The sequence below is a fragment of the Arsenicicoccus piscis genome (genome assembly GCF_022568835.1).
Lineage (GTDB): Bacteria > Actinomycetota > Actinomycetes > Actinomycetales > Dermatophilaceae > Arsenicicoccus > Arsenicicoccus piscis.
In genome coordinates, this window is the sequence record NZ_JAKZHV010000012.1 from 35,166 (window position 1) to 57,858 (window position 22,693).

21 protein-coding genes and 1 pseudogene are annotated in these 22,693 nt (G+C 72.0%); 8 read left to right on the forward strand and 14 right to left on the reverse strand.

The window, feature by feature from the left end:
• Positions 1-77: 77 nt before the first annotated feature.
• The 7 genes and pseudogenes from MM440_RS16605 to MM440_RS16630 form a co-directional block, all read left to right on the forward strand.
• Positions 78-1,460, forward strand: coding sequence for a DUF4921 family protein (locus MM440_RS16605; protein WP_420914186.1), 1,383 nt, complete (start codon positions 78-80; stop codon positions 1,458-1,460).
• A 76-nt stretch (positions 1,461-1,536) separates the two neighbouring features.
• The gene (locus MM440_RS16610) at positions 1,537-1,716 is read left to right on the forward strand and encodes a sigma factor (protein ID WP_241446439.1); all 180 of its coding nucleotides are present in this window, start codon (positions 1,537-1,539) and stop codon (positions 1,714-1,716) included.
• A 12-nt stretch (positions 1,717-1,728) separates the two neighbouring features.
• Positions 1,729-2,037, forward strand: a complete 309-nt coding sequence (locus MM440_RS16615) for a sigma factor-like helix-turn-helix DNA-binding protein (RefSeq protein WP_241446441.1) — start codon at positions 1,729-1,731, stop codon at positions 2,035-2,037.
• 42 nt (positions 2,038-2,079) lie between these two features.
• On the forward strand, positions 2,080-2,907 hold the full coding sequence (locus tag MM440_RS16620) for a hypothetical protein (protein ID WP_241446443.1): 828 nt from the start codon (positions 2,080-2,082) through the stop codon (positions 2,905-2,907).
• A gap of 41 nt (positions 2,908-2,948) precedes the next feature.
• On the forward strand, positions 2,949-3,302 hold the full coding sequence (locus MM440_RS17140; RefSeq protein WP_277626844.1) for a low temperature requirement protein A: 354 nt from the start codon (positions 2,949-2,951) through the stop codon (positions 3,300-3,302).
• Positions 3,302-4,147 carry a low temperature requirement protein A gene (locus MM440_RS16625; protein WP_277626845.1) on the forward strand — a complete coding sequence of 282 codons (846 nt, stop codon included), beginning with the start codon at positions 3,302-3,304 and terminating at the stop codon, positions 4,145-4,147. Before MM440_RS17140 ends, MM440_RS16625 begins: the two co-directional genes overlap by 1 nt.
• A gap of 104 nt (positions 4,148-4,251) precedes the next feature.
• Positions 4,252-4,434, forward strand: a pseudogene (locus MM440_RS16630) (pyridoxamine 5'-phosphate oxidase family protein); the annotation flags it as partial.
• A gap of 97 nt (positions 4,435-4,531) precedes the next feature.
• On the opposite strand, the gene MM440_RS16635 reads toward MM440_RS16630, so the two are convergent.
• The 12 genes from MM440_RS16635 to MM440_RS16690 form a co-directional block, all read right to left on the reverse strand.
• Positions 4,532-5,371, reverse strand: a complete 840-nt coding sequence (locus MM440_RS16635; protein ID WP_241446445.1) for a hypothetical protein — start codon at positions 5,369-5,371, stop codon at positions 4,532-4,534.
• Positions 5,372-5,436: 65 nt separating this feature from the next.
• A complete protein-coding gene (locus MM440_RS16640; protein ID WP_241446448.1) occupies positions 5,437-6,294 on the reverse strand; it encodes a nucleoside phosphorylase in 858 nt (285 codons plus the stop codon).
• On the reverse strand, positions 6,287-6,754 hold the full coding sequence (locus MM440_RS16645) for a cytidine deaminase (protein WP_284284610.1): 468 nt from the start codon (positions 6,752-6,754) through the stop codon (positions 6,287-6,289). Before MM440_RS16645 ends, MM440_RS16640 begins: the two co-directional genes overlap by 8 nt.
• Positions 6,751-7,809 carry an ABC transporter permease gene (locus MM440_RS16650; RefSeq protein WP_241446450.1) on the reverse strand — a complete coding sequence of 353 codons (1,059 nt, stop codon included), beginning with the start codon at positions 7,807-7,809 and terminating at the stop codon, positions 6,751-6,753. The genes MM440_RS16645 and MM440_RS16650 overlap by 4 nt, the downstream gene beginning before the upstream one ends.
• Positions 7,743-8,015, reverse strand: coding sequence for a hypothetical protein (locus tag MM440_RS16655; protein ID WP_241446451.1), 273 nt, complete (start codon positions 8,013-8,015; stop codon positions 7,743-7,745). Before MM440_RS16655 ends, MM440_RS16650 begins: the two co-directional genes overlap by 67 nt.
• Positions 8,012-9,127, reverse strand: a complete 1,116-nt coding sequence (locus MM440_RS16660; RefSeq protein WP_241446453.1) for an ABC transporter permease — start codon at positions 9,125-9,127, stop codon at positions 8,012-8,014. The genes MM440_RS16655 and MM440_RS16660 overlap by 4 nt, the downstream gene beginning before the upstream one ends.
• Entirely contained in the window at positions 9,124-10,644 is a 1,521-nt protein-coding gene (locus tag MM440_RS17505) for an ABC transporter ATP-binding protein (protein WP_241446454.1), read from the reverse strand. Before MM440_RS17505 ends, MM440_RS16660 begins: the two co-directional genes overlap by 4 nt.
• A gap of 230 nt (positions 10,645-10,874) precedes the next feature.
• Positions 10,875-11,933, reverse strand: a complete 1,059-nt coding sequence (locus MM440_RS16670; RefSeq protein WP_241446462.1) for a BMP family lipoprotein — start codon at positions 11,931-11,933, stop codon at positions 10,875-10,877.
• Positions 11,934-12,063: 130 nt separating this feature from the next.
• On the reverse strand, positions 12,064-13,260 hold the full coding sequence (locus tag MM440_RS16675; protein ID WP_241446552.1) for an amidohydrolase: 1,197 nt from the start codon (positions 13,258-13,260) through the stop codon (positions 12,064-12,066).
• A 98-nt stretch (positions 13,261-13,358) separates the two neighbouring features.
• Positions 13,359-14,966, reverse strand: coding sequence for an acyl-CoA mutase large subunit family protein (locus MM440_RS16680; protein WP_241446464.1), 1,608 nt, complete (start codon positions 14,964-14,966; stop codon positions 13,359-13,361).
• Between the two features lie 114 nt (positions 14,967-15,080).
• Positions 15,081-16,475, reverse strand: coding sequence for an MFS transporter (locus tag MM440_RS16685; protein WP_241446466.1), 1,395 nt, complete (start codon positions 16,473-16,475; stop codon positions 15,081-15,083).
• Positions 16,472-17,548 carry a mannose-1-phosphate guanylyltransferase gene (locus MM440_RS16690; RefSeq protein WP_241446468.1) on the reverse strand — a complete coding sequence of 359 codons (1,077 nt, stop codon included), beginning with the start codon at positions 17,546-17,548 and terminating at the stop codon, positions 16,472-16,474. The genes MM440_RS16685 and MM440_RS16690 overlap by 4 nt, the downstream gene beginning before the upstream one ends.
• A gap of 123 nt (positions 17,549-17,671) precedes the next feature.
• Here MM440_RS16690 and MM440_RS16695 point away from each other — a divergent pair, with 123 nt between their 5' ends.
• Positions 17,672-19,087 carry a D-alanyl-D-alanine carboxypeptidase family protein gene (locus MM440_RS16695; RefSeq protein WP_241446477.1) on the forward strand — a complete coding sequence of 472 codons (1,416 nt, stop codon included), beginning with the start codon at positions 17,672-17,674 and terminating at the stop codon, positions 19,085-19,087.
• Here MM440_RS16695 and MM440_RS16700 read toward each other — a convergent pair.
• Positions 19,025-22,063 (reverse strand): AfsR/SARP family transcriptional regulator, encoded by a 3,039-nt coding sequence (locus tag MM440_RS16700; RefSeq protein ID WP_241446485.1) that lies wholly within the window; start codon positions 22,061-22,063, stop codon positions 19,025-19,027. The two genes, MM440_RS16695 and MM440_RS16700, sit on opposite strands and share 63 nt — an antisense overlap.
• Before the next feature lie 65 nt (positions 22,064-22,128).
• Positions 22,129-22,632, reverse strand: coding sequence for a hypothetical protein (locus MM440_RS16705; protein WP_241446487.1), 504 nt, complete (start codon positions 22,630-22,632; stop codon positions 22,129-22,131).
• Positions 22,633-22,693: the final 61 nt, after the last annotated feature.

The following is a 22,693-nucleotide window of genomic DNA, read 5'->3' on the forward strand; positions in this document are numbered from 1 at the left end:
GACTGCGGTGATCGCGAGGTCAGGCATGGCGGCAGGGTAACCGGGACCACCTGCGGCGCGGGGGTGGCTGCGGCAGGATGGACAGCGTGCAGACGACCTACCTGCCACCGCCGAGCTATCTGACCCGGATGGCCGACGGCACGGTGAAGCAGCTCAACCCGTTCACCGGGTCCCAGGTGTGGACGGTGCCGGGGCGCGCCAACCGGCCGCTCGGGCTGCCGCAGGTCGACCCCTCGCCGGTGGCTCCCGAGGACCTCGGCCGGCTCTGCGCGTTCTGCGAGCAGCGCTATCTCGACACGCCGCCGGAGAAGGCGCGGCTGGTCCGCACCGGTGAAGCCGGCGACGCTGGTGGCCTGGTGCTGACCGGCGTCGGGGCGGATGAGGTCTACGACACGACGGCGGAGCTGCGCCGCGTCCCGAACCTGTTCGAGATCTTGTCCTACGACTACTGGCACACCAACTACGGCTACGAGATGCCGGCCGCGGCACGCGAGCGGCAGGCCGCCTACCTCGCCACGAGCGCCGGCCGCGAGCACGTGCTGGCGGTGCTCCGGTCGCGCTGGCTCGCGTCCGGCCGCTCCGAGAGCGACTGGGAGACAACGCCGCTCGAGGACCGGATGGCCGAGTCGACGAGCTTCTTCGCCGGCGGCCACGACGTGATCGTCGCGCGTCGCCACCTCGTCGACGGCGCCACGACCGACGACCAGCTCGCGTCGGCGGGCACCCTGACGCCCGACGAGCACCACGCCTACCTGGCGTTCACCGTGGATGCCCTGCGGGAGCTCTACGAGGCCAACCGGTACGCCCCCTACGTGGCGGTGTTCCAGAACTGGCTCAAGCCCGCCGGCGCCTCCTTCGACCACCTGCACAAGCAGCTCGTCACGATTGACGAGCGCGGCGTGCAGACCGAGCTCGAGCTGTCCCGGCTGCGGGCCAACCCGAACCTCTACAACGAGGCGGCGGTCAACTACGCGGGCTACCACAACCTCGTCGTCGCGGAGAACGAGCACGCGATCGCGTTCGCCGGCTTCGGGCACCGCTACCCGACGCTGGAGGTCTTCTCCAAGAGCGAGCAGTCGAACCCCTGGGACCACTCCCCCGCCGAGCTGCGCGCCATGTCCGACCTCGTGCACGCGTGCCACGCCGCCACCGGCGCGCGCGTGCCGACGAACGAGGAGTGGCACCACCGCCCGCGCGACGTCGACCTGCCGATGCCGTGGCGGATCATGCTCAAGTGGCGCGTCTCGACCCTCGCGGGCTTCGAGGGCGGCACCAAGATCTACCTCAACACCATCGACCCGTGGTCGCTGCGGGACCGGGTCGTGCCGCGCCTGCTCGAGCTGCGCGAGACCGGTGCGATCGCCACCGATCTCGCCATCGGCAGCGAGGCGACGTGTGCGCCGAGCTCGCTGCGCTACAACGGGCGCCACGACGACGTTGTCACGCAGACGGAGCCTTGATGCGTCCTTGAGGACAGGACCGCACTCACCGGAGGGCGGCAGACCGGGGCCCGCAGGCTCAGAGGCGGAGGGGGACATGGCCCGCGACGACGAGGCGTTAACCCGCTTCGCGACCCAGCACGCCAGGTCGCTCTACGGGCGGGCGTTCCTGCTCACGTCGGACCACCACCTCGCGGAGGACCTGGTCCAGAACACCTTGGCCAAGCTCTACCTCAACTGGTCCTCGGTAGACCGTGCCGGCAACCCCGGTGCCTAGGCCCGGACCACGTTGACGCACCTGTTCATCGACAAGATGCGCCGCAAGTCCTCGACCGAGCGCCCGACCGACACCCTCCCCGAGAGTCACGGGCCCGGAGAGGTCGACACCGTGGTCGACCGGGTGACCATCGAGCGACTGCTCGACCAGCTCAACCCGACGCAACGCGTCGTGATCGTGGCGCGCTATCTCGACGACCTGAGCATCGCCGACACGGCAAGCCTGCTCGGCAAGACCGAGGCCTGGGTCCGCCAGGCCACCCATCGCGCCATCACCGCCCTGCGCCGCCCCGAGCTCCTGGTCGAGCTCGGCGAGCACTGACGAACGCGCACCGACGAACGCGCACCGAGAGAAGGGGTCGCCATGAACGACACCAGGATTCGACAGTCCCTCGAGGATCTCGAGCACCAGCACCACGACATCGACGTCTCCGCCCTCGTCGAGGGTGGCCTGCACCGTGGCGTGCGCGCCCGGCGGCGTCGGACCATGATCCGCTCGGCCGGTGCCGGGGTTGCGACGGTCGCCGTCGTGGCCGCCGGGTGGGGGCTCGCGAGCCACCCGCTCGGCCAGACGCCCACCCCGGTGGCACCCGCCACGAGCTCGGTCAGCCCGACGCCCGGTCCGACACCGAACGTCAGCCGCTCCGCGCCGAGCACGGCGCGGACGCCGGCCCAGCAGCGCGAGGCCCTCGTGCAGGACACCCGCGCTGCGGTCGAGGCGCTGCTGCCCGCAGGCACCACCGTCGTCGCGGCGTCCACCTCGCCGACGAAGGACGCCGCCCAGGCGCCGTCGGTCGGCCTGACGATCCAAAACGCGACGGGTCGCGCGCTGCTCACCGTCAACTGGTTCCGCGCCTCGATGAGCTCGCCGCCCGACTGCACCACCCTCAAGGCCGGGACGAAGTCCGACGTGCGTGCCTGCGACGAGCGCACCGTGCCGGCGGGCCAGGTGGTCACGTTCGACCGCGTCGAGGTGCCCGGTGGCCCGGCCGACGCGCGGCTGTGGGCCAGCACCCAGAGCCGCAGCGACGACGCCCAGGTCGAGATCTCGGTCGTCAACCGCATCCCCCCCGAGAAGGCTGGCACGATCACGACGATGCCGCTGACCCTCGCGGAGCTGACCACGATGACGAGCTCGACCCGCTGGGACGCGCTCGCCACGCGCTACCTCACCCTGTGGCCCACCGGCTGACCCTGACCACTTGAACGTTCTAAGGCGGTCATACTGGCGCCATGCAGCCCTACCCCGTCGTGCCCTGGCGCAGCCCGGTCGTCCCTCGGGACCCGCACGAGCCTCATCGCGTGGCCAGCCCGTTGGGGCTCTTCTTCGACCTGATCTTCGTCGTCGCCATCGCCAGCGCCGGTGCCCAGTGGCACCACGCGCTGATCGAGGGTCACTACAACGCCCTGCTCGGCTACGTCATGGCGTTCGGCGCGATCTGGTGGGCCTGGCTCAACTACACCTGGTACTCCAGCGCCTACGACAACGACGACGTCGTCTTCCGGGTGCTGAGCTTCGTCATCATGACCGGCGCGCTGATGCTGGCCGCCGGCATCCCGTCACTGTTCGCCGCGGCCAGTCGCTGATGGCGGTCGCCGGTTACGCGGTGATGCGGTTCGCCATGGTGTGCCTGTGGCTGCGTGCGGCGCAGCAGGACGGCCCACGCCGCGGCACCGCCGTGCGCTACGCCATCGGCATCACGATCGTGCAGCTGCTCTGGATCGCGCGGCTGTGGATCCATGACGGGACGCTGACCACCACCACCTATTTCGTGTTCATGGCCTGCGAGCTCGCCGTGCCGGTGTGGGCCGAGCGGCGGCGACCGACGCCCTACCACCCGCACCACATCGCCGAGCGCTACAGCCTGTTCACGATCATCGTGCTCGGTGAGGTCGTGCTCGCCATCGTGCAGGCTATCCAGGGCGTGATGGAGGAAGGTCACTTCTCGGCCGACCTCGTCATGCTGATCGTGGGCGCGCTGCTGATCATCTTTTCGATCTGGTGGATGTACTTCAAGCGCGAGCACGTAGACATCGTCGAGAGCTCGGAGCTGCCGATGCTGTTCGGCTACGGTCACCTGATCATCTTCGCCGCCGTGGCGGGCATCGGCGCGGCGCTCGCGGCCGGGGTCGACGTCGCGCAGCACGTCGCGCACGTCCAGGCGCTGCCCATCGCCATCGCGCTGTCGGTGGGCGTGGCGCTCTACCTGCTGACGCTGGGGATCATCCACGTCGTCGGCGGCCACGAGCCCATGCGCGAGCTGCTGCCTGCGGTCGTGGTCTCCGTCGCCTGCCTCGGCATCGGCTTCAGCCCGCTCCCGATCGGCGCCTCGACGCTGCTGATCGGGGTGGTCCTGGCGCTCGCCGCCGGCCACGCCGTGCACAGCAACCTGCGCCGGGCGCAGCTCGCCGAACCCGCCGTGGCGCACTGACAGCGGCAGTCCGCACGTCACATCTGAACAGCAGACTGCCACCATCTGGCGGTTCAGCGGGCCTGGTCACGACCCGCGCCGACGGCCGCCCGCAGATGTCACCGGTGCTCGACATGCCGGACGCGCTCGAGGGTCTGATCGAGTACTTCCGCTGCATCTCGGGCGAGCACCCGGACTGGGACGAGTACCGCCAGGCCATGGCCACCCAGGACAAGTCGCTCATCCGCATCACGATCACCGGCTGGGGCCCGATCGCCACCGGCGGGTTCCCACCCGAGCACGCCTGATCGACGCGGCGCACCTGCCGTGACGCAACGACAGTGGCAGTCTGCAGGTCACATCTGACCAGCAGACTGCCACTGTCTCCGTTCAGGCGGACTCGAGTCAGAAGTCGCCGAAGCCGCCCCCGTCGAACCCACCCGAGTCGAAGCCGCCCCCGTCGAAACCACCGTCGAAGCCACCCGAGTCGAACCCGCCGCTGTCGACTCCCGGGTCGGCGTAGTCACCCGAGGCGAACTGGTCACCCTCAAAGCCCTGGCCGCCGTCATAGCCCTGGTCTCCCTGGTCGCCCTCGAAGCCCTGCGCGTCGGCGGACCCGTCGACCGGGTCCTCGCCGCCATTGGTCGCGTTGTCCCAGGTGTCGAAGCCCTCCATCAGCGCCCCGGCCACAGCCGTGCCGACCACGACACCGGCGATGGTGCCGAGCATGGAGCCGCCGATGATCCGGCCCATCCCCATGCCACCACCACCCATGCCGCCGGCCATGCCACCACCGGCACCGCCGAAGGTGCGCTCCATGAAGCCCGGCTGGCGGATCTCGGCGCGGGTCGCTGCGCGGGCCAACGAGCGCGGGTCGTCACCCCCGACCTGCTCGCCGCTGCCGGCGGAGATCTGGGTCAGCACCTGCTGACGCTGCTGCGGGGTGAGCTTGGCGAAGGCCTCCTCGTGGGCCTTCTCGATGTCCTGGGGCGGCGCGGTCTCCAGCAGGTAGCGGTATCGCGCGATCGCCTGCTCGTCGGCGGTCCGCTCGCGCGAGCTGCCCGGTCGGCCCTGTCCCGACTGACCCGCTGCGCCTCCCATCGGCGCGTAACCCTGCTGGGCCGGCTGCTGGTAGCCCTGCTGATAACGCTGCTGGCTCGGCTGCTGGTAGCCCTGCTGGTAGCCCTGGTGCTGGGTCTGCTGCTGGCTCTCAGAGCGGCCGAAGAGCTTGTCGAGGAGTCCCATGGTGCTCCCTTCGTCGGGTCGGTCGGTGGTCCAGCGAGGTCACTGGTCCAGCGAACCGCTTCCTGTCACAGTTCCCCCACGCGCGCGGGGACATACGGCTTGCCCGCGCTGCCCTGCTCGGCGAGCCGGACGGCGGCGTCCATCGCCAGCCAGAAGACCGCCTCGTGCGCGTCCTGCGCGCGGTGCCAGCTGCGGTGGTCCCAGGCGTCCCCGGCGAGCGAGTCGGCGCTGAACAGCATCTGCCCGAGCGACACGCCCCGGTAGGCCGCGACGGCGAAGAACGCTGCGGCCTCCATCTCGACCACCGCGCAGCCCTGGGCGATCCGCCGCTGCACCCGCGAGCGGGTCTCCCGGTAGATCGCGTCGGTGGTCCACGTGCGTCCTTGCTCGAACGCGACACCGGCCTCCGTCAGCGTCTCGACCAGCGCCGTCACGCCCTCGGGCGGCGCCTCGACCACGGCCCCCGGCGGAAGGTAGTGCGCCGACGTGCCCTCGTCGCGCACGGCGGAGGTCACGACGAACGGGTGGCCCATCACCAGCTCGGGCACGAGCACTCCGGCGGAGCCGACGGCGATGAAGTGGCGACACCCGCGCGCGATCGCCTCCTCGAGATACATCGCCGCCCGCGGCGCTCCGACCGAGGGGTAGAAGAACGCGACCCGGCGGCCCCGGTGCTCGCGCTCGTAGAGGTTGCGGGAGCCGAGGAAGCCGTCGAACGGCAGCGACACCGATGACCCGGGAGCGTGCCCGATCCGCTCCACGGTCTCGGGGAAGAAGCAGATGACGGCCGTGTCCGGCACGTCGCCGGGTGGGTAGAGCGCGACCGGGTCGAGGATCCCCGGCTCGGCGAGGTCGTCCTCGAACGCGGGCAGGCTCGCACCGGGCGAGGCGGACGGGTCGGCCGGGTCGGCCATCTCAGGCATCGCGCTCGGTGGCATCCTCAGCCACCCGGGCATCCTCAGCCACCCGGGCACCCTCGGCCACCCGGTCCAGGTCAGGAGCGCCGAAGGCCTGCGGCAGCACGGCGCTCATCGCCAGCACCCCGAGAGGGGTCTGGACCAGGCAGTCCGGGCCACCGTGCTCCCAGAGCAGCTGGCGGCAGCGGCCGCACGGCATCAGCGCCGCCCCGTCGGCGTCGACGCAGGCCACGGCGACCAGCCGACCGCCGCCGCCGCGCACGAGGTCGGAGATCATGCCGCACTCGGCGCACAGGGTGACGCCGTAGGCGGCATTCTCGACGTTGCAGCCGCTGACGACCCGGCCGTCGTCCACCAGACCGGCGACACCCACCGGGAAGTGGGAGTACGGCGCATACGCGGTGCGCATCGCCTCGGTGGCGGTCGCCCGCAGCAGCGCCCAGTCCACCTGCGGGGCAGGGCTCACGTGGCCTCGCCCTTGCGGTAGACCACACCGTCGGCTGCGGGCATCCGCAAGGACTGCGACGCGAACGCGAGCACGAGCAACGTGGCCACGAACGGCGCCGCCGAGGTCAGCTCGCCGGGCACGGCGTCGGACGAGAAGTACCACCAGCCGACCAGGAGGCCGACGATGACGGTGATCGCCCCGCCGAGGACCTGGCGGCGGACGATCTGCCAGGCGCCGAAGGCGACGGCGGCCACCGCAGCGAGCAGCAGCAGCGCGTGCACCGCGCCGCCGCGCAGCTGGATGGCGTCGAAATAGCCGAACAGCAGCGCGCCGAGGCCGAGCGGGCCGGGTCGCCAGTTGCCGAAGATCATCGCGGCGAGGCCGATGTAGCCGCGCCCGCCGGTCTGGCCGTCGCGGAACATGTTGGCCGCGACCAGCGAGAGGAAGCCGCCGCCGAGACCGGCGAGGCCACCGGAGATCAGCACCGCGACGAACTTGTAGAGATAGACGTTGACGCCGAGGGTCTCCGCGGCCTGCGGGGCCTCACCGCACGAGCGCAGCCGCAGGCCGAAGCCGGTGCGCCAGAGGATCCACCAGCTTGCGGCCACGACGAGGATCGCGATGATCGTCAGCACGGACACGTTGGTGACGAGGGCGGCGAGGATGCCGGCGAGGTCGGAGACGAAGAACAGGTGCCGGCTCTCGAGCGACAGCAGCCCGTCCGAGACGCCCGGGACCGAGATCGATGGCAGGTCCGGCAGCGGCGGGGACTGGGTCGCGCCACCGCCGGGGGTGCCGGTGAAGGTGCGCGCGGCGAGGTACTTCGCCCCGCCCATGCCGATGAGGTTGATGGCGACACCCGACACGATCTGGTCGACACCGAAGACCACGGTGGCGAGCGCGTGGATGGCACCGCCGATCGCGCCGAGCACGATGGCGCCGATGATCCCGGCCCAGGCACCCCAGTGGTAGGCGAAGAACGCCGCGCCCCAGGTGCCGAGGATCATCATGCCCTCGAGGCCGATGTTGACGACGCCGGCCCGCTCGGACCACAGGCCGCCGAGACCGGCCATGCGATCGGGACCGCGAGACCGAGGGCGGCAACGAGCGCACCGGACGAGGCCAGGTCGTTCTCTCCGGTGACGGTGCGCAGGACGGCGATGACGAGGATGGCGGCGAAGACCAGCCCCGCGATCATCGCGGGCGACAACCGCCGACGACGTGAGGTCGTGGTCGGCGGCTCGAGGTCCGAGCCCACGGTCAGTCCGGCGGCGCTCATGCCGTGGCTCCTTCGGGGGTCGGGGCGCTGGGACTGGCCAGCTCACGGGCTACCTTGGACTGCTCGAGCCGCACCGAGAGCCGGCGCACCAGCTCGTAGGCGATGACGACCGCGAGGACGATGACGCCCTGGATGATGAAGACCAGCTCGGGGGCCACGCCGGCGGTGATCTGCAGGCTGTTGGACTGCTGGTCGAGGTAGGACCACAGCAGCGCGCCGATGCCGATGCCGATGGGGTTGTTGCGCCCGAGCAGAGCGATGCCGATGCCCGCGAAACCGAGGCCGGGCTGGAACGTCGTGCCGTAGTTGTGGTCCTGCCCGAAGAGCAGCGGCATGCCCACGAGCCCGGCGACCGCACCCGAGAGGATCATCGTGGTGAGCACCATGCGCGGCACCTTCACGCCGCTCGCGACGGCCGCGGTCTCGCTCTGACCCGCGGCCCGCAGGTCGAAGCCGAACCGGGTCTTGCCGAGGACGAACCAGTAGAGCACCCCCACCAGCACCGCCAGCACCAGGAGCGTGTAGACCTTGTTGCTGGCCCCCGGGACCAGCGCGAAGCCGTCGAGCTGGGACGACTGCGGGATGGCCTTGGTGTTGGTGACGTTCGAGCCGCTGCCGGCGCTCGTGTCGCGGGCCTTGGTCAGCAGCCAGGCGACCAGCGACGTGGCGATGGCGTTGAGCATGATGGTCGAGATGACCTCGGAGACACCGCGCTTGACCTTGAGGTAGCCCGCGATCCCGGCCCACAGCCCGCCGGCGACCATGGCCGTGGCCAGGCCGAGCAGGATGTTGAGGAAGCCGGGCAGGTAGCCCTGCGCCGCCACGACCGCGGCGCAGAACGCGGCGATGCGGTACTGCCCCTCGACACCGATGTTGAACAGGTTCATCCGGAAGCCGATGGCGACCGCGATGGCGGACAGGTAGTAGACGACGGCGCCGTTGAGGATGTTGACGACGGTCCGCGGGCGCGGCTCGCGCAGCAGGGTGCTCCACACCTCGGCGACCGGGTCGCCGGCGAGCAGCAGGATCAGCGACGTGATCACGAAGGCCACGACCAGGGCGAGCACCGGGGCCAGCAGGGACAGGCCGATGCGTCGGGCGTCGAGCTTCATCGGGTGGCCTCCGGGTCGGGTGCGGCATCGCCTGCGGTGCCTGCGGTGCCGACGGCACCGGCGGCACCGGCGCCGGCACCGGTCATCGCGGCGCCGAGCTGCTCGGCGGTGACGGTGTCGGGGTCGAACGGGTCGGACAGCCGGCCGCGCAGGATCACCCGGATGGTGTCGGACAGACCGATCAGCTCCTCGAGGTCGGCCGAGATCAGCAGCACCGCGAGACCCTCGCGGCGGGCCCGCTTGAGGTGGCTCCAGATGGAGGCCTGGGCGCCGACGTCGACACCGCGGGTGGGGTGCGACGCGACGAGCACCTTGGGGTCGTGCGCCATCTCGCGCCCGATGATGAGCTTTTGCTGGTTTCCGCCGGACAGCGAGCCGGCGGTGACGAAGATCGACGGCGTGCGCACGTCGTAGTCCTCGACGATGCGCGTCGTGTCGGTCTTGGCGCCGGCCGCGTCGATGAGCGGCCCCTTGACGTTGGGCCGCTGGGTCTGGTGACCGAGGATGCGGTTCTCCCACAGCGGCGCCTCGAGCAGCAGCCCGTGCCGGTGCCGGTCCTCGGGGATGTAGCCGACCTGCGCCTCGCGGATCTCACGCACGTCCCAGTCGGAGATGTCGGTGCCCTGGAGGAAGACCTTGCCGGCGCTCGGCTCGCGCATGCCCATGATCACCTCGACGAGCTCGGCCTGTCCGTTGCCCTCGACGCCGGCGATGCCGAGCACCTCTCCGGCGTGGATCGTGAAGGACAGGTCGTCGAGCACCCGCCGGGTCCCGGTGCGGGCCGACAGCACCAGGTGCTCGACGGCGAGCACGGCGCGGTCGGTGACGGTGGACTCCTCGGTCTGCGGCGTCGGCAGCTCCGAGCCGACCATCAGCTCGGCGAGCTGGCGCGAGTTGACCGTGGCAGGGTCTACGGTCGCGACGGTGGTGCCGCGGCGGATGACGGTGATGTCGTCGGCGACCGAGAGCACCTCGTCGAGCTTGTGCGAGATGAACAAGATGGTGAGGCCCTCGCGGGTCAGCGCCTTGAGGTTGTCGAACAGCTCGTCGACCTCCTGCGGGACGAGCACGGCGGTGGGCTCGTCGAGGATGAGGACCTGGGCCCCGCGATAGAGGACCTTGAGGATCTCGACCCGCTGACGGGCGCCGACGCCGAGGTCGGCGACCAGCTCGTCGGGGTCGATGCCGAGGCCGTACTCCGTGCTGATCGCGCGGATCCGCTCGCGCGCCCCGTCGCCGATGCCGTGCCGCTTCTCGGCGCCGAGGACGACGTTCTCGAGGACGGTGAGGTTGTCGGCGAGCATGAAGTGCTGGAAGACCATGCCGACGCCGGCCGCGATCGCGTCGGACGGTGACTTGAACGTCTTCACGACGCCGTCGATGGCGATCGTGCCCTCGTCGGCGCGCTGCACGCCGTAGAGGATCTTCATCAGCGTCGACTTGCCCGCGCCGTTCTCGCCGACGAGGGCGTGGATCGTGCCCTTGGCGACCGAGAAGGTGATGTCCTTGTTGGCCACGACACCGGGGAAGCGCTTGGTGATGCCGACGAGCTCTACGGCAGGAGGAACCTGGCCGTCAGGGTGAGCGCCCCGCGGCGAGGTGAGGGTGGAGGAGATGGCGCACGCTCCTTCGTCGGTCCGGACCTGGCGGGCCCAGCCTAGGGGTCAACTCCCTCGGGCCGGGCCCGCCAGGGCCGAACGGTGGATCTGGCCGCACGACGCCGAGCAAGGCGCGTGCGAGCGACGTGCTACTTGCTCGGGACGACGATGGTGCCGGCGATGATGTCGGCCTTCACCTTGTCGAGCTCGGCCTTCAGGTCGCCGATGTGGTTGCCGGTGGTGGCCAGCTCGACACCGTTGGACTTGAGGTCGTAGACCGCCTCGCCGGACTTGAAGGTGCCCTCCTTGTCCTGCTTGATGAACTCGAAGACACCGACGTCGACGCGCTTGACCACCGAGGTCAAGATGATGTCGCGCACGTTGGCCGCGGCGGTCTTGGCCTGGTCGGAGTCGACCCCGATGGCCCAGGCGCCCGGCTTGGCCTTGACGGCGGTGAAGACACCGGCGCCGGAGCCGCCCGAGGCGTGGTAGACGATGTCGGCGCCCGAGGAGAGCATGCCCTCGGCCGCGGTCTTGCCCTTGGCCGGGTCACCGAAGCCCGAGAAGTCCGGCGGCTGGGTGAGGTACTTGACGTCGACCTTGATGCTCGGGTCGGTCGCCTTCGCGCCCGCGGTGTAGCCTGCCTCGAACTTCTTGATCAGGTCGGTCTGCACGCCACCGACGAAGCCGATGTGGTGGGTCTTGGACTTCTTCGCCGCGACGACGCCGGCGAGGTAGGAGCCCTCCTGCTCGGAGAAGACGACGTTCTGGATGTTGGCACCCTTGGCGTCGGTCGAGTCGATCAGCGCGAACTTGACCTCGGGGTTGTCCTTGGCGACCTTGGCGACCGAGGGGGCGTAGGCGAACCCGACGGCCACGATGTTGTTGTAACCGGCCTCGATGAGCTGCTGCAGGCGCTCCTCGCGGGCCGACTCGGCCTCGCCGGCGCTCGCGGTGGACTCCTTGACCGCGACACCCAGCTCGGACTTGGCCTTGTCCAGGCCGGCCGCCGCCGAGTCGTTGAACGACTGGTCGCCACGGCCACCCACGTCGTAGGCCATGCCGACCTTGACGTTGCCCCCCGCGCTGCCGGCGGCCGAGCCGCCCGCACCCGCGCTGGGGGTGTCACCGGAGCTGTTGCTGCCACAGGCAGCGAGTGCGATCGAGGCGACCGAGACGGCGGCCGCTACCTTGAGCGAGCGGTTCAAGGGGAACTCCTTCGTCGAGCAGTGATGGGCTGACAGTAGCCCCAGCCTCCACGGCCGCGGGCACCGGAGGCTCCCCAGGGGGTGATCTGTCAGCGAACCGTTATCACTGCGCCCGTATCACTGCGGTCGCTCAGGGCGCCGGGACCAGCAGGGCCTGCAGCGCCGCTCCGACGAACGTGCTCACGCCGACCCCGATGGCGCGCTCGTCGACGACCAGGTCGGGACGGTGCAGGTCGTAGGACGGTCCGCCGGGCGTCTTGGTGCCGAGCCGGGCCAGGGCGCCGGGCACGTGCCGGGTCATCCAGGAGAAGTCCTCGCCGCCCAGGGACTGGGGCGTGGGGGCTACCGCCTCCGCGCCGAGCGTTGCGGTGATGCCGCTGCGCAGGCTGGCCACGGCCGCGGCGTCGTTGACGACCGGGGGCACCCCGCGCTCGTGGTTGACCTCGACGGCGACGCCGAAGGGCGCAGCCGCGGCGTGCACGAGCTCCTGCAGCAGCGGCCCGATCGCGTCCCAGACCTCCGCGTCGAGGCAGCGCACGGTGCCGAGCGCCACCCCGGTCTCGGGGATGACGTTCGCCGCGTCACCGGCGCTGATCTTGCCCCACACCAGCGCGACGACCGAGCGGGGGTCGACCCGGCGGGACAGCGACGCCGGCACGTCGGTGACGACCTTCGCGAGCGCGTAGGTGAGGTCCTGGGTCAGGTGCGGACGGCTGGTGTGGCCACCCGCGCCGCGCAGCCGCACCTCGAGGTGGTCCGAGGCCGCGGTGATCGGGCCGACCCGCAGGCCAACCCGGCCCACCTCGAGCGTCGGGTCGCAGTGCAGGGCGTAGACCACGTCGACGCCGTCGAGCGCCCCCTGCTCGATGACCGCCTCGGCCCCGCCGGGGAAGACCTCCTCGGCGGGCTGGAAGATGCAGCGCACGGCGAGGCCGCGGGCCTCGAGCTCGGCCTCGACCCGCGCCAGGGCCAGGGCCGCCCCGAGCAGCACCGTGGTGTGCACGTCGTGGCCGCAGGCGTGCGAGACCCCGGGCCAGCTGGAGGCGAAGGGCAGCCCGGAGCGCTCGGTGAGCGGCAGCGCGTCGAGGTCGGCGCGCAGGGCCACCCGACGGGTCGGGCGGGCGGCGCCGAGGTCGACGAGCAGGCCGGTGCCGCGCAGCGTGGTGAAGGCGATCCCCGCCTCCGCGAGCACCTCGGCGATGCGGGTCGTGGTCCGGGTCTCCTCGTGCGCGAGCTCGGGGTGGGCGTGCACGTCCCGCCGGAAGGCGATCAGGCCGGGCTCGAGCTCGGCGACCAGGGCGCCGAGCCCGGAGAGCAGCTCGTCGATGGACGTAGCGGGGTCGGAGGACGCCGCTCTAGCGCTGGAGGAGACGGAGAAACACACGACCGGAGACTACCCCGCGTGGGTTTCGCCGTCGGTGTCGATCAGAATGCGTCGCGCGGGACGTACATCCCCCACACGTCGCGCAGCGCGTTGCTGACCTCGCCGCCGGTCGCCCGGGCCGCGAGCGCCTCCTTCATCGGCAGGAGCAGGTTGGTGCCTCGCCCCTCGGCGGCCTGGCGCAGCTCGTCGAGCGCCTTGTCGACGGCCGCGTTGTCGCGACCCTTGCGCAGCACCTCGAGGCGCTCGCACTGGTCGATCTCGATCTGCGGGTCGACGCGCAGCGGGTCGTAGTGCTCCTCCTCGTCGAGGGTGTACTTGTTGAGGCCGACGACGACCCGCTCCCCCGAGTCGATCTGCAGCTGCTGGGCGTAGGCGGAGCGCTCGATCTCGGCCTTCTGGAAGCCCTGCTCGATGCCGGCGACCGCACCGCCGAGGTCGTCGACCTGCTGGAGCAGGTCCCAGACGGCCTCCTCGATCTCGTTGGTCAGCGACTCGACGACGTAGGACCCGGCGAACGGGTCGACCGTCTTGCAGACGTCGGTCTCGAACGCGATCACCTGCTGGGTGCGCAGCGCGAGGCGGGCGGCCTTCTGCGTCGGCAGGGCGATGGCCTCGTCGAAGGAGTTGGTGTGCAGCGACTGGGTGCCGCCGAGGACGGCGGCGAGGCCCTGCAGGCTGACCCGGATCATGTTGACCTCGGGCTGCTGGGCGGTGAGCTGCACGCCCGCGGTCTGGGTGTGGAAGCGCAGCATCATCGACTTGGGGTTCTGGGCGCCGAACTGCTCCTTCATGATCCGTGCCCACACGCGCCGGGCCGCGCGGAACTTCGCGACCTCCTCGATGAGGGTGGTGCGGGCCACGAAGAAGAAGGACAGGCGCGGCGCGAACGCGTCGACGTCGAGCCCGGCGTCGAGCGCCGCCTGCACGTAGGCCTTGGCGTTGGCCAGCGTGAACGCGACCTCCTGCACCGGCGTCGCCCCCGCCTCGGCCATGTGGTAGCCCGAGATGGAGATGGTGTTCCAGCGCGGGATCTCCTTGTTGCAGTAGGCGAAGATGTCGGAGATCAGTCGCAGCGACTGGGCCGGCGGATAGATGTAGGTGCCGCGGGCGATGTACTCCTTCAGCACGTCGTTCTGGATCGTGCCGGTGAGCTGCTTGGCCTCGACGCCCTGCTGCGCGGCCACCAGCTGATACATCAGCAGCAGCGTGGACGCGGGCGCGTTGATCGTCATCGACGTCGACACCTTGTCCAGCGGGAGCCCGTTGAACAGCACACCCATGTCGTCGATCGAGTCGATGGCCACGCCGACCTTGCCGACCTCGCCGCTCGCGAGCGGGCTGTCGGAGTCGTAGCCCATCTGGGTCGGCAGGTCGAACGCGACGGACAGACCGCCGGTGCCTGCGTTGACCAGCTCGTGGTAGCGCCCGTTGGACTCCTGGGCGGTGCCGAACCCGGCGTACTGCCGCATGGTCCACGGCCGACCGGTGTACATCGTCGGGTAGACCCCGCGGGTGAAGGGGTAGGAACCGGGCTTGCCCAGGCGGGTCTCCGGGTCGAACCCGGCGAGGGACTCAGCGTCGTAGACCGCCTCGAGAGGCAGGTCGGACTCCGTGCGTGCAGTGCGCTTCTCGGTTGCGGTCTCGGCCATGTCCTCAGCCTAGACGGGGGGCCTCGGCGCCGCGCCGCCAGGGTCGGCGATGTGGCCCGATCCTCACGCGTGGGGGGCGTCCGGCGCGTTGGACGCGTCGGAGACGTCCGCGCCTCAACCAAGACCCACCCAGCTGATCAGCCCACCCGCGGCGAGCAGCCCGGCGCACCAGAGCAGGGCGGCGTGATAGCCGACGGTCATCGTCGACGGGTGCAGGTAGTCGTCGCCGGAGAGCCCGACCACGGCGGGCAGCGCCGCCACGGCAAGCAGCGAACTCGCCCGCGCGACAGCGTTGTTCACCCCGCTGGCCACGCCGGCGTGGCGGACGGGGGCGGCGGCGAGGACCGCGGCCGTGAGCGGGGACACGAGGGTGACCAGGCCGAGGGCGAAGACGATCATGCCGGGCAGCACGTCGGCCCAGGTCGCCGCCGAGGGGCCCACCCGCAGCAGGAGCAGCACACCTCCTGCGCAGGCCAGCGGCCCCACCGTCATCGGGATGCGCGGGCCGATCCGCTCGGCGACCGCCGCGGCCCGCGACGACAGCAGCATCAACGCGAGGGTGCCGGGCAGGCTCGTGGCACCCGCCTCCAAGGGGCCCCACCCGGCCGCCTGCAGCTCGAGCACGACGAAGAGCGAGACGGCCCCGAGAGCGCCGTAGACGAGGAAGGTCATGGCGTTGGCGGCGCTGAACACCCGCGACCCGAAGAGCGCGAGCGGCACGAGCGGGTTTGCCGAGCGGCGCTCCACCACCACGAACGCGGCGCCGAGGGCCGCCGTCAGCAGCCCGCCGCCGACGAGCAGGGCCGTCCCTCCCGTGCGACCCGCGGTCAGGACGAAGGTCAGCACGGCGAGTGCCGCAGCCCCGACCACCGCACCGGTGACGTCGAAGCGTCGACCCTGCACCCCCTCGCCCCGCGTCTCGGGCGCGTTGCGCGCCGTGAGCGCCAGGACGGCCAGGCAGAGCGGGATGTTGATCGCGAACACCCAGCGCCAGGTGGTGTGCTCTACGAGCCAGCCGCCGACGAGCGGACCGACGGCGGCCGCGATGCCCGAGTAGCCCGCCCACGTCCCGATCGCGGCGGCGCGGTCCTGTGGTCGGAAGGACGACTGGATCATGGCCAGCGCGCCCGGCGTGAGCAGGGCGGCCCCCACCCCCTGCAGCACGCGTAGAGCGATCAGCTGGGTCGGCGTCTGGGCGAGCGCGCACAGGGCCGAGGCCACTCCGAACCACCCCACGCCGATCAGGTAGACCCGGCGCCGGCCGTGCCGGTCCCCGAGCGCCCCGCCCACGAGGACGAGGGACGCGAGCGCCAGCAGGTAGCCGCTGACCACCCACTGCAGCTCGGCGATCGACGCGCCGAGCTCGGTGCCGATGCTGCGCAGCGCGACGTTGACGACGCTGCCGTCGAGGATCGCGACACCGCTGCCGAGCGTCAGCCCGACGAGCACCGCCCGCCCGCGCGGCGAGGTGCGGTCGAGGAGCTCAGGTGGAGGCAGGGTGGCCGTCACGCCAGGTCCGTCCGGCCGGCGTCCTTCAGCCGCTCGATGACGCCCTTCACGTCCTGGGCGCGCTCGCGCGTCGTGACGAGCAGCACCTCGCCGGTGTCGACGACGACGACGTCCGTCATCCCCAGGACCACCACGTCTCGCTCGGTCCCGGCGACCACCAGGCCGCTCGATCCCTCGCCGTGCACCCGCGCCGGGTCGCCGAGGATCGCCAGGCCGGAGCTATCGGTGGGCAGCACGCCGGTGAGCGAGGCGAAGTCGCCCACGTCGTCCCACGCGAAATCACCGGGGACCACGGCGACCCGACCTGCGGCGGCGGCCGGCTCGGCGACGGCGTGGTCGATGGCGATCCGCGGCAGGCTCGGCCAGACCTCTGCCAGCGACGCGGGGTCGGCGGCGATGTCGCGCAACCGCTGCGCGAAGGAGGGGTCGCGGTCGGCGAGGAGATCCAGCAAGGTGCTGGCACGGGCTACGAACATGCCTGCGTTCCAGAGGAACTCACCGGTGGAGAGGTAACCGCGGGCCGTCTCGAGGTCCGGCTTCTCGACGAACTCCGCGACGGCGCGACCCCGCGGGGCACCCGGCACGTCGAGCGGCGCACCCACGCGGATGTAGCCGAAGCCGGTGGCGGGACCGGTCGGCGTGATGCCGATCGTCACCAGGTGACCCTGCTCGGCCAGCACCACCGCCTCCTGCACGCACGCGCGGAAGCGGTCCGGGTCGGCGATGACGTGGTCCGCGGCGAACGACCCGACCACCGCGTCCGGGTCCTGCGCCTCGACCACGGCCGCGGCCAGGCCGATCGCGGCCATCGAGTCCTTGCGGGAGGGCTCCACCAGCACCGCCTGCTCCCCCAGCTCGGGCAGATCGGCGCGCACCTGGTCGGCATGGTCGGCGCCGGTCACGACCAGGACGCGGCCCTCGACCAGCGGCGCGAGGCGGTCGACCGTCTGCTGCAGCAGGCTGCGACCGCTGCCGGTGAGGTCGAGCAGGAACTTCGGGCGACGCTCGCGGGACAGCGGCCAGAGCCGGGTGCCGGCCCCGCCCGCCGGGATGATGGACCACAGCCGGCTCATGGGCATCACCCTAGGCCACCGCCGCCGCGTCGCGTTGGCGCTGGCAGGACGGTCCCCTAGGGTGCTCACGACAGCTGTCAGAAGTCGTCCGTAGACCGTGCGCAGGGGAGGTGGCACCACGTCATGGGTGCTGTCCCTCGCCACACCGTCGCCGTGGGCTGCTGCCTGGCCGTGCTGAGCCTCGGCGCGCCGCCCGCAGCAGCGGCACCGACCCCTGCCGCCGACACCACCACGGCCAGGGCCGCCACGGCACCGCTGCCGGCGGCCGTCGCGGCACCTCGACCGCCCTGCCCGGGCACCACGGTCAACGTGCCGGTGCCGAAGCCGACGCTCCACCCGTCCCCCTCCGCGCACAAGGCACCCACACCGGCTCCCGCCCCCACCACGAGCCTGCCTGGGCCCACCGTGCCGGCGCGGGCCAACGTCGTCGGTGGCAGCGCCCTAGGCGGCAACGGGGTCGTGGTGCACCCGCACCCCGGCACGCCGGCGCCGCCGGCGCTCAACGCGACGTCGTGGGTGGTCGCCGACCAGGACACCGGAGCGATCTACGCAGCGAAGGCGCCGCACGCCCAGCTGCTGCCCGCGAGCACCCTGAAGACGCTCACGGCGACCGTGCTGGTGCCGGCGCTCGACCCCAAGAAGGTCGTCACGGCCACGGAGGAGGACGCGAACGCCGAGGGCACGCGGGTCGGCATGGTCGCCGGCAACGCCTACTCGGTGCAGCAGCTGTTCCAGGCGCTGCTGATGTTCTCCGCCAACGACGCCGCTTACGCGCTGGCCCGCACCTACCCGGGCGGCCGGGCCGCGACGCTGGCCGCCATGAACGCCGAGGCACAGCGACTCGGCGCGCTCGACACGGTCGCCAAGGACCCGTCGGGGCTGGACACGCCGGGGCAGCACTCCAGTGCCTACGACCTGGCCTTGATCGGTCGAGAAGCCATGCGCGACAAGGAGTTCCGCTCCTACATCACCACTCGCACCGCGACCTTCCCCGGTGCCAAGATGGCCAACGGCACGGTCGTCCCGCCCTACCAGGTCCCCAACCTCGACCACTTCTTCCTCAACTACCCGGGTGCCACGGGCATCAAGACCGGCTACACCACCCAGGCCCACCGCACCTTCGTCGGCTCGGCGACGCGGGGCAGCCGGTCGATCGTCGTCAGCTACATGTGCTCAGACACGGTCGACTGGGAGCAGACCGGCGCGCTCGTCGACTGGGCGTTCGCGAACGCCACGAAGGTCACCCCGGTCGGCCGGCTGGTGGACGCGGGCACGGTGGGCCCCGACGGCGCGCCCTCGACGGCGCCGACCTCGCCCTCCGCCACGGCGACAGCACCCTCCGCGAGCCCTTCTGCCCCGGCGGCAGGAGCGTCCGCAGCTGCGGCGCCGACCCCGACCCCGGTCAACGCGGAGGCCACGGGGCAGGCGGGGTCGTTCGTCGAGCGCTACTGGGGCGCAGGGGTGCTCGCGGTGCTCCTAGCCGGCGCCGGCCTGCTCGTCAGTCGCCGCATCGGCGCGAAGTCCCGCCGCAAGGCTTAGTGCCGCCTCCTGCAGGCCGATGCCCGACACGGCCAGCTGAGCCGAGGCGTCGGACGTTGACGCCTCGGCGCCGTCTGGCCTCGCGGGCCCCGCGGGCCGTATCCGGGCCACCATCGCGGACTGCCAAGGGCTCAGGACCATCCCACCGATGCGGGCGAGATCCAGCCCCACGTCGAGCGCCAGGTCTGCCCGGTCGTCCTGGGACGCCGCCCAGGCCAGGCCGCACACGACGAAAGCCTCTGCCACGTCGGTGAGCTCGGACCCCTCCGCGAGCCCGGCGACTGCACGCGCGGCGCGGCGGACGGCCCCCGGAGGGTCGCCCAGCGCGAGCGCGGCCCAGCCGGCGTTCAGGTGCACGGTGCTCGGTGGGGGCAGGCCCAGGTCGCGGCGGACCAACTCCTCGGCACGGTCCAGGATCCTGAGCGCCCTTGCGGCGTGGCCGGACTCGGTCAGCGCCAGGCCGACCTTGGTGGTGACCGACAAGAAGGTCGTGGCAGAGGGGGCCGCGCTGGCGAGCGCCCAGGCCTGCTCCCCCGTGACCAGCGCTGCGCCGCTCTCACCCACGGCTGCCTGCATCACCGACAGGCAGGCCAGAGCCTCCGCCTGCACCGGCGTCGGGCTCGCCCCGGCCCGACCGGAAGCCTCGTCGGCTGCGGCTAGCGCGCCCGACAGGTCGCCGCGCGAGTAGCGCTCGACGGAGCGGGAGATGAGCGCCAGCACCAGCCAGTCCTCGTCGCCGCGCTCCTTCAGCTGCGGGATGGCCTCGTCGAGCGCGGTCGTCGCCTCGACCAGGCAGCCGTGCGCGGCGAGGCCGGAACGCAGCACGAGCACCTCGGCACGACGTCGGGGATCGAGGACACCCGCCTCCAGCACCACACCGGTCCAACGCATCCCCACGGTCACCGACTCGGTGAACAGCCAGTAGCGCGTGAGCGTGACCGCCAGATCCGCGACGCGTGGTCCGTCCGCCGCCGCGAGGGCGTCCTGCAAGGCCGCGAGGTAGTCCTCGTAGGACCCACCGACGTCCTCGATCAGCTCGTCGCCGAGCGGTGCCTCGCGCCAGCGCGCGGCGTACCACTCGCGGTGCCGCGAGCGGACCAGCGCCTCGTCCCCGGCCGCGACCAGCATCTCGCGGGCGAGCGCTCGCACGGGGTGGAGCAGCCGCCCATGGAGCGCCACGCCGGCGCGGTCGACCTGCACCAGACCGTCGCGCACGAGCGAGCTCAGCAGCGGGCCGAGGTCGACGCCATCGTCACCCGTGACGGCCTGGGCGGCAGCAAGGTCGAAGGCGCCGACGAAGACGCCAAGCCGACCCAGCACCGTGCGCGCCTGGGGCTCGAGCCGCTCGACGCTCCACCGCAGCGTCTCGCGCAGCGACCGCTGCCGAGGTCGCCGATCCCGCTCTGCGGCAAAGACATCCAACGGCTCCGATGCCAACCGGTGAAGCTGGGCGAGGGTCAGGTCCGGCACCCGCCCGGCCACCAGCTCGAGCGCCAGCGGCAGCCCGTCGACCGTGCGCGCGATCCGCGCGAGCAGCGGCCAGTCGACGCCCCGCTGGAAGAGATCGGCCGTCTGGTCCAGCAGCCGCTCGACCAGCAGCCGCACGGCCGGCGCTGCCGCGATCTCGTCGGCCGTGGCGTCCGCCGACGGGCAGGCCAGGGGGTCCACCCGCACCAGCCGCTCGCTCACGAGCTCCAGCGGGACTCGGGACGTGACGACGAACCGCATTGCCGGGCAACGGGTCAGCAGCGTCCCGAGCAGCGCGGACGTCGACGCGACCAGCCACTCGGCCTCGTCGACGAGCACCAGGGTGTGCGACCCCGCGAGGAAGGTCGCCAGCGCCGAGAGCGCCGAGCTGTGCCCTCCTATCCCGGCACCGACGGCGCGCGCGCCCGCCTCGGCCAGCTCCTCGACATCGACACCCGCCCCGTCGCCCGCGCCCACGGTGGTGGTCGTGGTGGTGGTTGGCTCCGTCGCGATGCCGGCCAGGCCGGACAGGTCGAGGTAGGCCAGCTCGGTGCTGCCGGCGAGCGCGCGCCCCACCTCGGCCAGGAGCCGGGTCTTGCCGACCCCGCCCGGCCCGACCAGGGTGACCAGCCGATGGCCCGCGGCCAGCGCCGCCAGGACCGCGCGCACCTCGTCCTCCCGACCGATGGTGGGACTCTCGGGGACGGGAAGTCTGGTGGCCCGCAGCCGAATTCGTGGCACCTGGCTCGCAGGAGGTGCGTCCGGGACGCGGAGCTCCGGATCGTGCTCCAGGATGCGCCGATGCAGCTCAGCGATGGCCGGGCCAGGGTCTACCCCGAGCTCCGTGCGGAGCCGTCGCGCGAGGTCACGGTAGATCTCGAGCGCGTCCGCCTGTCGGCCGAGGGCGTAGGCCGCCCGCATGGCCAGCTCGGGCGAGCGCTCGCGCAGCGGGTGCGCGTGCAGGTCCTCCTGAGCCCGGTCCAACGCCTCGATCAGGTCCGTCGGTGAGCCCAGCTCCAGCAGGGCGCTCACGAGTCCGTCGACGGCCGCCCACCGGCTCTCCGCGAGACGAGCCCGCTCGGCACTCACCAGGTGGTCGGACACACCCGCGTAGGCCTCGTCGGAGCGCCAGAGGGCGAGCGCGGCCCGGTACGCGCCTGCGGCCTGCCGCGGCTCGCCCCCGCGGGCGCTGCGGCCACCCTCGTCGACCAGCGCGGTGAAGGCATCGACGTCCGTGACGAGGTCGGGCGTGAGCCGGTAGGCGCCGTGCGAGCGTTCGATCACGCCCGACCCCAGCGTGCGGCGGAGCCGGGCGACGACCGTGTGCACCGGGGCTACGGACAGGGCCGAGGTCGGCGAGGCGTCGCGCGCCCACACGGCGTCGAGCAGCGCCTCCGCCGAGAGGCCGTGGCGCCGGTGCAGGAGCAGCACGGCGAGCACGTCGCGCGGGCGCTGCCCGTGCGGCGTGACGTCGCTCCCGTCCACGGTGAGCAGGAGCGGGCCCAGCACCTCCCCGCGCACACCTCAGCCAAGCACTGGCCGGGCGCTGGTGACAAGGGCGTTTGCGGCTGGCACTACACCGCGGCACAGACGGTCTCGACCGGCACGAGTAGCGCACTGGGGTCGATCAGGTCCCGCTCCGCGCCGCGCGCCAGCAGCCAGGCACGCACCCGGACGTTCTCCGGGTCGACATAGCAGTGCAGCCAGCGCACCCCCTCAGCGCTCGCCGAGCGCGCACTCGTGGCCGCCAGGAGCGCCCCGATGCCGCACCCGTGCACCCCGTCCACGACCTCCAGTGCCAGGTCGGCGCGGTCGGGTGCGGCCGTGGATCGGATCCAGCGCACCAGACCGACCGGCTCGGCACCCAGCCAGGCCGCGTGGGCCACGTGGCGACCGGGGGCCAGGTCGGTCAGGTGGCTGACCATCCGACTGGTCAGGGTGCGAATCCCGGTGTGGTAGCGCAGGTATCGCGACCTCGCCGACATGCCGGCGAAGACCGAGAGGAGGGCGACGGCGTCGCCGTGCGCCACCGGCGTGATGCGTAGGTGGACCGGGTCGGCCTGGGTGCGTGCGGACATGGCTTCTCCCCCGAGGGACGATGGTGCGGATCGACCACGTCAGCCTCGCGGCGAGCCCTGC